This window comes from Rhodococcus sp. BP-160, from assembly GCF_019836205.1.
Taxonomy (GTDB): domain Bacteria; phylum Actinomycetota; class Actinomycetes; order Mycobacteriales; family Mycobacteriaceae; genus Rhodococcoides.
This window is the reverse complement of record NZ_JABUEK010000002.1, coordinates 359175-370697: the sequence shown is the minus strand read 5'-3', so window position 1 is coordinate 370697 and position 11523 is coordinate 359175. Positions and strand designations below refer to the sequence as shown.

Sequence of the window (11523 nt, the reverse complement as noted above, 5' to 3'; positions counted from 1 at the left end):
AGTTCGTGGCCATGGCCGACATCGCTCCCGATTCCCCCGACGGTTCGCCGGAGGGGGAATCGGAGCGTGTCCGGGAACGCCGCGAGCTCCGCCGCGCCGCCGCGGAGGCCCACCGACCCGGTGGCGCGATCCGCGCGAGACAACAACGAGTCCCGCTTCCCGATGCACTGCTGCGACGGGTGAAGCAGTTCTCCAGCAGGCTCTCCACCGAGGCGCTGACCCAGATGCAGGATCAGCTGCCGTTCGTGAGCGACCTCGATGCGTCGCAGCGCGCGAGTGTGCAGATGCTCGTGCAGACGGCCGTCGTCAACTTCCTCGAGTGGTTGCAGAACCCCGACAGCGACATCCGCTTCAGCCTCGACGCGTTCCAGGTCATCCCGCAGGATCTGGCGCGGCGCCTGACTCTGCGGCAGACCGTCGACATGGTGCGGGTCGCCATGGAGTTCTTCGAGCAGTGGCTCCCGGCCCTGGCGCGCAACGATCAGCAACTCGTCGCGCTCACGGAAGCAGTGCTGCGCTACGGGCGCGAGTTGGGATTCGCCGCCGCGTCGGTGTACGCGAGCGCGGCCGAGTCGCGTGGCGCGTGGGACACCCGGCTCGAGGCCCTCGTGGTGGACGCCGTCGTCCGCGGCGACACCGGCTCGGACATGCTCTCGCGTGCCGCGACCCTCAACTGGGACGCGACCGCGCCGGCCACCGTGCTCGTCGGATCGCCTCCACCGGATCAGGGCGTCTCCGTCGTCGGGACCGTGCACACGGTGGCGCAGCGCCACCATCGCGCCGCGCTCGCCGTCGTGCAGGGCACGCGTCTGGTCATGGTGGTCTCCGGTCATCTCTCCGGCGACCCGACCAGTGCCGCCTTCCTCGACGACCTCATGCGCAACTTCTCCGACACCCCGGTGGTCATCGGCCCGACGACCCGCACCCTCGGCGCCGCGCACTCGAGTGCCGTGGAGGCGTTCGCGGGGATGCAGGCGGTGGTCGGATGGCGGGGAGCACCGCGGCCGGTGCACGCGGGTGAACTACTGCCGGAACGAGCGTTGCTGGGCGATCAGGCGGCGGTCACGTCGCTCAACGAGCTCATCGTCCAGCCGCTCCAGGCTGCCGGATCGGCACTCTCGGACACGCTCGATGCGTATCTCGATTGCGGCGGAGCGGTCGAGACGTGTGCCAGGTCACTGTTTGTTCATCCAAATACTGTGCGATATCGGCTCAAGCGAATCGGGGAGGTGACTGGTCGGGATCCCACCAATGCCCGTGATGCGTACGTCCTGAGAATCGCGGCAACAGTGGGTCGCCTGTCGCAATCCCATAACGAAAGCCCATCACCGATAACAACAGTCACAGCCGGAACATTTGGGAATCTCATACAGTAACGGATCTTGCGCCAGGAGCGATGCGACCCATCCTGCAGGGCGTTTGTAGGGTTCTGACAAATACGACCGACAAGGTTCATCGCGTAGAACATCTCCTGAAACGGCCTTCACAGTGTTTTCTTAGTTCCGTGATTGCAGTGCTTTCGCCCGGACAGGGCTCTCAGACACCCGGCATGCTCGTGCCGTGGCTCGGACTCCCCGGGGCCGCGGATCGTCTCGCCCTCTGGTCGCAGGCGTCGGGCCTCGACCTGACGCGGCTCGGAACCACCGCCACGGCGGAGGAGATCACCGACACCGCCGTGACCCAGCCGCTCGTCGTGGCCGCTGCGCTCCTCGCCTTCGAGGAGATCGAGCGCACGCACGGACTGCCGGAGAACATGGTCGTCGCCGGCCACTCCGTCGGTGAACTCGCCGCAGCCGCCGTCGCGGGCGTCATCTCCGCCGACGACGCCGTCGCTCTCGCCGCGATCCGCGGCGCCGAGATGGCCAAGGCCTGCGCACTGGCTCCGACCGGCATGTCCGCCGTGCTCGGTGGCGACGAGGACGCGGTCCTCGAGCGTCTGACCGAGCTCGGCCTCGAGGCCGCCAACCGGAACGCCGCCGGCCAGATCGTGGCCGCCGGTCTCCTCACCGACCTCGCCGAGCTCGCCGCGAACCCGCCCGAGAAGGCGCGCATTCGCCCGCTGCCCGTCGCCGGCGCGTTCCACACGCGCTTCATGGCACCCGCGCAGGACGCCGTGGTCGCCGCAGCTGCCTCCATCACGCCGTCCGAGCCGACGCGTCGCCTGCTCTCCAACCTCGACGGCCGCGAGGTCACCTCCGGCGCGGACGCACTGGCCAAGCTCGCAGGCCAGGTCACCCGGCCCGTCCGGTGGGATCTGTGCACCGCGACGCTGCGCGCGGCCGAGGTCGCCTCGATCGTCGAGCTCCCGCCGGCCGGCACCCTCGTCGGGATCGCCAAGCGCGAGATGCGCGGCACCCCGACGGTCGCCCTCAAGACTCCGGAGGACGTCTCCGGCCTCACCGCCCCGGTATCGGTCGGTTAGGTTACTGCGCGCAACCCCGCCGGTCCGTCACGGACCGGGCCGGGGATGCGCATCGCTCACCGCACGTCGTGAGGTGAGCGGGGCCGGTACGTAGCCGGCCCGACTCGAGAACGAGCGTTCGTCGAGACAGCATCCGCACCGGCGCACAGTCGCGTCGTGTGCACAGTTCCTTACACGAAGGGAGCCACTCCGTGGCCACGCAGGAAGAACTCATCGCCGGACTCGCCGAGATCATCGAAGAGGTCACCGGCATCGAGCCGTCCGAGGTGACCGTCGAGAAGTCGTTCGTCGACGACCTGGACATCGACTCCCTCTCCATGGTCGAGATCGCAGTGCAGACCGAGGACAAGTACGGCGTCAAGATCCCCGACGAGGATCTCGCCAGCCTCCGCACCGTCGGCGACGCCGTGAACTACATCCAGAAGCTCGAAGCCGAGAACCCCGAGGCCGCCGAGGCCATCAAGGCGAAGCTCGACAACCAGAGCGACTCCGCAGGCGAGTGAGCACGACCGTGACCACGCCCAGCACAGCCAACGGGGGCTTCCGCAACGTCGTCGTGACCAGCCTGGCGGTGACCACCTCCATCGCCGGTGACGTCGACGCGACGTGGAAGGGACTGCTGAACGGGGAGAGCGGCATCGACGTGCTCGAGGACGATTTCGTCACCGAGTTCGATCTTCCGGTTCGCATCGGCGGCCATCTGGCCGTCAATCCATCGACTCTTCTCTCTCGCGTCGAGCAACGACGCATGAGCTACGTCGAGCAGATGGCATACGTCCTGGGCAAGGAGGTGTGGAAGAACGCCGGCAGCCCCGAGGTCGACTCGGAGCGGTTCGGCGTCTCGATCGGCACCGGCCTGGGCGGCGGAGACGCACTGCTCGACGCCGACAAGAAGATGCGCGAGGGCGGGTACCGCAAGGTGTCCCCGCTCGCCGTGCAGATGATCATGCCGAACGGACCGTCGGCTGTCGTGGGGCTCGACCTGGGTGCACGCGCCGGTGTCATCACACCGGTGTCGGCATGCTCGTCGGGATCGGAAGCGATCGCTCACGCATGGCGGATGATCGTCATGGGCGACGCGGACATCATGGTCACGGGTGGGGTCGAGGGACACATCGACGCGGTGCCGATCGCGGCCTTCTCGATGATGCGTGCCATGAGCACACGCAACGACGATCCGCAGGCGGCCTCGCGGCCGTTCGACAAGGATCGTGACGGCTTCGTCTTCGGCGAGTCCGGTGCGCTCATGGTGATCGAGAGCGAGGAGCACGCCAAGGCTCGCGGCGCGACGATCCATGCTCGCCTTCTCGGCGCCGGCATCACCTCGGACGGGTACCACCTGGTGGCTCCCGATCCGGCCGGAACCGGTGCGGCGCGTGCGATGCGCCGGGCCATCGAGACGGCGGGACTGACGGCGCAGGACATCTCGCACGTCAACGCCCACGCCACGGCCACTCCCATCGGGGACACGGCCGAGGCCACCGCGATCAACGCTGCGGTGGGCAACCACGCATCGGTGTACGCACCGAAGTCGGCCCTCGGGCACTCCATCGGCGCTGTCGGCGCCCTGGAGTCGATCCTGACAGTGCTCAGCATCCGGGACGGGATCGTTCCGCCCACGCTGAACCTGGACAACCAGGATCCGGAGATCGACCTCGACGTCGTGTCGGGCGAGGCCCGTCGCGGCGAGATCGAGTACGCACTGAACAACTCGTTCGGATTCGGTGGGCACAATGTTGCGCTCGCCTTCGGACGCCACTGACGGCTCCGCAGCCGTCACGGCGTGACAGTCGTACGCGCACGAGGGCGGAGGTCCGGCGACCGCGGTCGCCGGATCTTCGCCCGCACCACCACTCCCCTGCCGGGAGCGGCAGTATGAAGGGGAGAACACGATGACCGTCCTCGCTCCGCACACCCGCCACTCCTCGTCGCGTGACCCGCGCGACCCCCTCGCCCGTCTCGAGAAGCTCTTCGACTCCGGTACGACCACCCCGCTGCACGACCGTGACAAGTCCGGTGTGCTGGCCGCCTCGGGTGAGATCGACGGAGTCCGCACCATCGCCTACTGCTCCGACGCCACCGTCATGGGCGGCGCAATGGGAGTCGACGGCTGCAAGCACATCGTCTCCGCCATCGACGAGGCCCTGGACTCCGGAGCGCCCATCGTCGGCATCTGGCACTCCGGTGGGGCCCGTCTCGCCGAGGGCGTCGAGGCCCTGCACGCCGTCGGGCTGGTCTTCGAGGCCATGGTCCGTGCGTCGGGCACCGTTCCGCAGATCTCGGTTGTGCTCGGATTCGCCGCCGGCGGCGCCGCGTACGGCCCCGCGCTCACCGACGTCGTGATCATGGCCCCCGAGGGCCGGGTCTTCGTGACCGGTCCCGACGTGGTGCGCAGCGTCACCGGCGAGCAGGTCGACATGGCCTCGCTCGGTGGGCCCGACACCCACTTCCGTAAGTCCGGCGTCTGCCACATCGTCGCCGACGACGAACTCGACGCCCTCGCACGGGGACGTCGGCTCGTGTCGATGTTCAGTGAGCAGGGCGAGTTCGACCTGGCCGCCGCCCAGCACGGCGACACCGATCTCAAGGCACTCCTGCCCGCGTCGAACCGCCGCGCGTACGACGTGCACCCGGTCGTCCACGAGCTCCTCGACAACGTCGAGGGCGAGTCGTCCTTCGAGGAGTTCCAGGGTGGTTGGGCGCGCAGCATCGTCACCGGGCTCGGCCGCCTCGGCGGTCGCTCGGTCGGTGTCATCGCCAACAACCCGATCCGCCTCGGTGGGTGCCTCAACTCCGAGTCCGCCGAGAAGGCCGCCCGCTTCGTCCGCCTGTGCGATGCCTTCGGCATCCCGCTCGTCGTCGTCGTGGACGTCCCCGGATACCTGCCAGGCGTCAGCATGGAGTGGGAGGGCGTGGTCCGCCGCGGTGCCAAGCTGCTGCACGCGTTCGCCGAGGCCACCGTGCCCCGCGTGACACTGGTGACCCGCAAGATCTACGGCGGCGCGTACATCGCGATGAACTCACGGGCTCTCGGAGCAACGGCCGTCTACGCCTGGCCGGAGTCCGAGGTCGCGGTCATGGGCGCCAAGGCGGCCGTGGGCATCCTGCACAAGAAGGCACTGGCAGCGGCGCCCGATCACGAGCGCGAGGCGCTGCACGACCGTCTGACGGCCGAGCACGAGGCCATCGCCGGTGGTGTCGAGCGGGCCGTGGGCATCGGCGTCGTGGACGCGATCATCGATCCGGCCGCCACCCGCAGCACTCTCACCCGCGCGCTGGCGGACGCCCCGGCGCGCCGTGGTCGCCACAAGAACATCCCGCTCTGAGTGGCGTCGCCCCGTGAGCCTTTTGCGCATCCCTGGATGCGCAAAAGGCTCACGGGGGCCGGAGGCCCACTAACTCGCGAGCCAGGTGACCTCTCCGCCGACTCCACCGAGACGGAACTGTTCGAGCTCCGCGTCCCAGGCGGTACCGAGAACGTGATCCAGCTGCGCGTACACGTCGCCGCGTCCCTGTTCGAGGATCGACCGCAGCCGCTGCTCGCCCACCATGACGTCGCCGTTGGCACTGGTGGCGCCGTGCCACAGGCCGAGGCCGGGCACGTGCGCGAAGCGTTCACCGTCGACACCCTCACTGGGGTCCTCGGTGACCTCGAAACGCAGCATCTGCCATGAGCGCAGCACGCTGGCCAACCGGGCGCCGGTGCCCACGGGGCCGGTCCAGTTGGTGGTGGCCCGCAGTTGACCGTCGAATGCGGGCTGCGCGGTCCACTTGAGATTTGCTCGGCAGTCGAGCGCATCGGACAGCGCCCATTCGACATGCGGGCACAGCGCGGCCGGCGACGAGTGAATGTAGACGACACCCGTGGTCGAGTCCGCGAATTGGTTCAGTGCGTTCACCGTTGCCTCCAGCTTCGACGAGGGACGTCTTCCCCAACGGCCTGACGCGTCTGCTGATGTACGGCTTCTACCAGTGTGCCTCGAGTTACCCCTGTTACACCAGTCGTTCGGTGTGTCGGGTGGGTTCCGGCGGCGTGTCGCGGCGGGTCACACGCCCGCGAGCACCGTGTCACCCAACGCGGTCCACAACGGCTTGGCCCAGTCCCCGAAGGCGCGGTCGGCGAGCACGACGCACGAGACGCGGGCTTCGGGGTCCACCCAGAGGAACGTTCCCGACTGCCCGAAGTGCCCGAACGTGCGCGCCGAGTTCGTCTCCCCCGTCCAGTGCGGCGACTTGTGGTCACGGAGCTCGAAGCCCAGACCCCAGTCGTTGGGTCGCTGCGACCCGTACCCGGGGAGGATGCCTCCGAGTCCCTCGAACTGCACGCTCGTCGCCTCGTCGACGGTCTGGCGGGAGACGAGCGTCGGTGCGAGCAGTTCTGCCGCGAACGCCTCCATGTCGCAGAGATTGGAGCGGGCTCCGTGGCCGGCCGACCCGTGCAGCTCGGTCGAGGTCATACCCAACGGTTCGAGCACGGCGGCGGACAGGTACTCCCCGAACTCGATGCCGGAACGCTCGGTCACGTGCTCCGCCAGGATCTCGAAGCCGGCGCTCGAGTAGATGCGCTTCGTCCCCGGCGCCGTGGTGGGCCGTCGATCGTCGAACGCGACTCCCGAGGTGTGGGCGAGAAGGTGTCGGACGGTGGATCCTTCGGGTCCCGCCGCCTCGTCGAGCTCGACGGCACCCTCCTCCACCGCGACGAGCGCCGCGTAGGCGACGAGGAGCTTGGTGACCGAGGCCAGTTCCTGCACGCGGTCCCGATCACCGTGCCGCGCGGCCACGTCGGGACCGTCGGTGATCACCGACGCCGACACCGCCGGGACCGGCCAGTCGGTGAGTGAGGACAGAATCTCGGATGCGTTGCCGGTGACCACGAGCCCGACTGTAATTCACACTCGTCACAGAATCTCGATGCGTCCGGGTACACGCGACTAGCGTGCGTGGAATGACCTCGGCTGGAACCACCCGCACCGCCCACGGCACCTGCACCCTCTGCGAGGCCATGTGCGGACTCGAGTACACGGTGACCGACGAGGGTGTGCAGTCCGTCCGCGGGGACAAGAAGGATCCGTTGTCCCGCGGACACATCTGCCCCAAGGCGACCGCGCTCGTCGACATCCTGAACGACCCCGACCGTGTCCGCCGACCGCTGCAGCGCACCGAGTCGGGGTGGCGCGAGATCGGGTGGGACGAGGCGGTGGACCTCGTGGCCCGACGCCTGTCCGCCATCCGTGACGAGCACGGCGCCGACGCCGTGGGTGTCTATGCGGGCAACCCCAACGTGCACAGTCTCGGCGCCATGACCCACGGCATCCCGTTCCTGTCGATGCTGCGCACCCGCAACCGGTACTCCGCCACGTCGCTGGACCAGTTGCCGCACCAGCTGACCAACATGTTGTTCTACGGGCATCAGCTCCGTCAGCCGATCGCCGACATCGACAACACCGACTTCTTCCTCGTCCTGGGCGCCAACCCGATGGCGTCGAACGGATCCATGATGACGGTGCCCGATTTCGGGAAGCGGGTGAAGGAACTGCGCGCACGTGGCGGGCGCATGGTGGTGATCGACCCGAGGCGCACCGAGACGGCGGACGTCGCCGACACCCACCACTTCATCCGTCCCGGCACGGATGCTCATCTGCTGCTGGCGCTCGTTCACGTCGTCCTGGCCGACGGCGCCGCTACCCCCGCCCCGTACGTCGACGGCGTCGAGGGTGTGACCGAGGCGGTGGCGGCGTTCACGCCCGAGGCCGTGGCACCTCTCACCGGTATCGACGCCGACGTGATCCGCACGCTGGCACGCGATCTCGCGAGTGCCGGATCGGCCGCGGTCTACGGCCGGATGGGTGTCTCCACCCAGGAATTCGGCACCGTGTGCCAGTGGGCGGTGCACGTCCTGAACATCCTGACCGGCAATCTCGACCGGGTCGGCGGCGTGCTGTTCACCGATCCGGCCGTCGACCTGATCGCGAACAAGATCACCGGCCGCGGTCATTTCGACAAGTGGCGCAGCCGGGTGCGGGATCTGCCCGAGTTCAGTGGCGAGCTCCCGGCGTCGACCCTCGTGGACGAGATGACCACCGACGGGCCCGGGCGCGTCCGCGCCATGGTGGTGGCGTCGGGCAACCCGGTGCTGTCGATGCCGGGCGGCCCCCGGCTCGACGACGCGTTCGCCGGGCTCGATTTCATGGTGTCCTTCGACATCTACGTCAACGAGACCTCACGCCACGCCGACATCATCCTGCCGTCCACGGTGGCCCTCGAGCGGGACCACTACGACCTGATCTTCTCGACGTTCGCGGTGCGGAACACCGCCAAGTTCAATCCGGCCGTCCTGCCGAAAGAGGCCGACGCGCGCCACGACTGGGAGATCTTCCGCGATCTGAGTCTGCGCTACGCCGCCGTCCGCCGCCGCGGAACGCGTGCGCGGACCCTGGGTCGGGTGAACGCCGCGGCCGTGGTCCGTGAGGTGCGCACTCGGCTGTCCCCCGCCCGAACGGTCGAACTCCTGCTGCTGCGCGCTCGCGGGGTCACTCTGCGGACACTTCGTAAGAACCCGCACGGCACCGACCTCGGTCCGCTGCGTCCCGGTCTGCCGGGCAAGCTGCTCACCCGCGATCGGCGTATCGGTCTGATGCACGACGTGATCACCCCGGACATCGACAGACTGCGGAGCGCTCTACTCGCCGCGACGCCGTCCGCGGACGGCGAACTGCTCCTGATCGGGCGCCGCCACGTTCGCAGCAACAACTCGTGGATGCACAACGCGCCGCGTCTCGTGAAGGGCAAGCCGCGCCACGGTCTGCTGGCACATCCCGCCGATCTCGACCGTCTCGGCATCGCCGACGGGGACACCGTCGAGGTCGTGTCCGCCGCCGGCTCCGTGCGCATCGAGGTGACGGCGAGCGACTCGGTGATGCCCGGCGTCGTGAGCATCCCGCACGGTTTCGGGCATGACCGCGACGGTGTGCGACTGACGGTGGCCCGCGACGTCCGCGGACCGAGCGTCAACGACCTCACCGATCCGGACCGCGTCGAGGGCGTCGCGGGAAATGCCGTCCTCAACGGTGTCCCGGTGACGCTCCGGCTCGTCGGGACCGATGATCAGGACACGTCGAGCAGCCGGGTCCCGTCGACGAGCAGCGAGCGGAGGGTGGGTTCGTCGACGGGCGGACAGATGGCGTGACCCTGCGCGCGGTGGCAGCCCAGCTCGACCAGAGTGCGCGCCGCCGCGGACGTCTCGACTCCGTTGGCGACGACGTCGAGCCGGAGTGACCGAGCAAGTCCGATCATGACCGAGACGAGCGCACGATCGTCGCCGTCCACGCCGAGCCCGTCGGTGAAGTGCCTGTCGATCTTGAGCACGTCGAGCGGCAACCTCTTGAGATGCAGCAGTGACGAGTAGCCGACACCGAAGTGGTCGATGGCCGTCCTGATCCCCCTGTCGCGCAGGGAGGTGAGGGCTGCGCCCGATCGCGCCACCGAATCCACCACCGCGACCTCGGACAGCTCCAGGCAGAAGCAGGCCGGGTCGATCCCGTGGGTCCGCAGGACGTCCGCCACCTCCTGCGCGAAGTCGCGCACGGCGAGGTGGACCGGTGAGATGTTCACGCGCAGAACCAGGTCGGTGCGACCCGTGGCGTCCCGCCAGCTCACATACGCCCGGCACGCCGCATCGATGACCCAGCGCCCGAGTTCCGGGGCGAGGTTCGCCGCGTCGGCGATGGGCACGAACACGTCGGGCCCGAGCATGCCGCGGGTCGGATGCGGCCAGCGGACGAGAGCTTCCACTGCGGTGATCTCACCGGAACGCAGGTCCACCTCGGGTTGGAAGTGCAGCACCAACCGGTCGTGAGAGATGGCATGGCCCAGCGTCAGCTCGACGTCGGTCCGCAGGTCGTTGGTCGCCGCGATCTCGTCCGAGTAGAGGACGACGCCGTTGCCACCCGACGACTTCACGTGCAGCGCCGCCTGATCCGCCCGGCGCAGCATCTCCGACGGATCCGCGGTTCCCACGGCCACGCCGATACTCGCGGTGCGGGTCACCCTGTCGTCCCCCACCACCATCGGCTCGGCGACCACCGACCGGACCATCTCCGCACGCTCCGCACCGTCCTCGGCCGTGGGCGCACCACCGAGGACGACGACGAACTCGTCCCCGCCGAGCCTCGCCACCACGTCCCCGTCCGGCAGTCGGCGGCGGATGCGGTCCGCGACGGTGCGCAGGAACTCGTCACCCATGCGATGGCCGAGGAAGTCGTTGAGAGCGGCCAGCCGGTCGATGTCCACGAACAGCACGCCCACCGCGGTGCCGTCGCCGGCGCGCCCGTCGAGCAGCTCGGTCAGCCCGTGACGGTTCATCAGCCCGGTCAGTTCGTCGATCATCGCGGTGTGGCGCAGTTCGTTCTCCGCGGCCACGCGCCTCTGCACCTGAGCGAGCATCGCTCCGACCGCAGTGACGGCCTCGAGCTCCTCCGCGGTCCACTGGCGGTCGGCGAATCGAACGAAACCCAGGACGCCCAGGGTGCGGCCGTCGCCGACCAGGGGTACCGCGACCATCGTGGTCGCCGGAACCCCTGATGCGTCCTTCACCCGGTCGCGGTAGTTCTCGGGCTGATCGCTCGGCCTGTAGATCTCGACCTCGGTCTGGCTGCGCGACCGGGCGAACACGGGATCCGCTCTGTCGAAGTACACGACGCCCAACGGATCCGGGTCGGGAACGACGGGCCGCGGGGGCCACTCCGCGACGAGAATCGACGCGTCGATGCGCTCGTCGTTGTGCCGGAGAAAGCACGTGTCCATCCCGAAATCGGTGGACAGGTCTCGGAGCAGCGCCCGGTACGCCTCGACGACGTTCGCGGAGTCGGCACCGAGCAACCGCGTCGCCAACTCGGACACGAGCGTGTTGAGGGGCCGCCGGATACTCGTCCGACCTTCCATCCGATCCATGACTTCTCCTGAAATCCCCTGATCGGCCCGATGCCCCCGCACGGCCGTCACCACCCCACCCGGTCGATGCAGCGTGTCGTACTCGCAGCTCGAGGCATCTTCCGCGCATTCTGATCAACATCTGATCCGAAAATGCAGTGACCTGCAACTCA

Annotated in this window: 9 protein-coding genes; 6 read left to right on the top strand and 3 right to left on the bottom strand. The window is 68.7% G+C overall.

What is annotated here, in order from left to right:
- Positions 1–11: 11 nt before the first annotated feature.
- The 5 genes from HQ306_RS08180 to HQ306_RS08160 all read left to right on the top strand — a co-directional run bounded on the left by HQ306_RS08180 (position 12) and on the right by HQ306_RS08160 (position 5748).
- Positions 12–1376, top strand: a complete 1365-nt coding sequence (locus tag HQ306_RS08180) for a CdaR family transcriptional regulator (protein WP_222630466.1) — start codon at positions 12–14, stop codon at positions 1374–1376.
- A gap of 128 nt (positions 1377–1504) precedes the next feature.
- A complete protein-coding gene (locus tag HQ306_RS08175; RefSeq protein WP_222630464.1) occupies positions 1505–2422 on the top strand; it encodes an ACP S-malonyltransferase in 918 nt (305 codons plus the stop codon).
- A gap of 191 nt (positions 2423–2613) precedes the next feature.
- Entirely contained in the window at positions 2614–2925 is a 312-nt protein-coding gene (gene acpM, locus HQ306_RS08170) for a meromycolate extension acyl carrier protein AcpM (protein WP_027505756.1), read from the top strand.
- Positions 2926–2933: 8 nt separating this feature from the next.
- On the top strand, positions 2934–4184 hold the full coding sequence (locus HQ306_RS08165; protein WP_027505755.1) for a KasA/KasB family beta-ketoacyl-ACP synthase: 1251 nt from the start codon (positions 2934–2936) through the stop codon (positions 4182–4184).
- 130 nt (positions 4185–4314) lie between these two features.
- Positions 4315–5748 carry an acyl-CoA carboxylase subunit beta gene (locus HQ306_RS08160; protein ID WP_222630462.1) on the top strand — a complete coding sequence of 478 codons (1434 nt, stop codon included), beginning with the start codon at positions 4315–4317 and terminating at the stop codon, positions 5746–5748.
- Positions 5749–5817: 69 nt separating this feature from the next.
- On the opposite strand, the gene HQ306_RS08155 is transcribed toward HQ306_RS08160, so the two are convergent.
- The gene (locus tag HQ306_RS08155) at positions 5818–6321 is read right to left on the bottom strand and encodes a DUF3145 domain-containing protein (protein WP_027505753.1); all 504 of its coding nucleotides are present in this window, start codon (positions 6319–6321) and stop codon (positions 5818–5820) included.
- A gap of 147 nt (positions 6322–6468) precedes the next feature.
- Positions 6469–7296 (bottom strand): serine hydrolase domain-containing protein, encoded by an 828-nt coding sequence (locus HQ306_RS08150; protein ID WP_308115407.1) that lies wholly within the window; start codon positions 7294–7296, stop codon positions 6469–6471.
- A 71-nt stretch (positions 7297–7367) separates the two neighbouring features.
- Here HQ306_RS08150 and HQ306_RS08145 point away from each other — a divergent pair, with 71 nt between their 5' ends.
- Positions 7368–9608 (top strand): molybdopterin-dependent oxidoreductase, encoded by a 2241-nt coding sequence (locus HQ306_RS08145; RefSeq protein ID WP_222630454.1) that lies wholly within the window; start codon positions 7368–7370, stop codon positions 9606–9608.
- Here HQ306_RS08145 and HQ306_RS08140 read toward each other — a convergent pair.
- Positions 9527–11371 carry a bifunctional diguanylate cyclase/phosphodiesterase gene (locus tag HQ306_RS08140; protein ID WP_222630452.1) on the bottom strand — a complete coding sequence of 615 codons (1845 nt, stop codon included), beginning with the start codon at positions 11369–11371 and terminating at the stop codon, positions 9527–9529. The two genes, HQ306_RS08145 and HQ306_RS08140, sit on opposite strands and share 82 nt — an antisense overlap.
- Between the last annotated feature and the right edge of the window lie 152 nt (positions 11372–11523).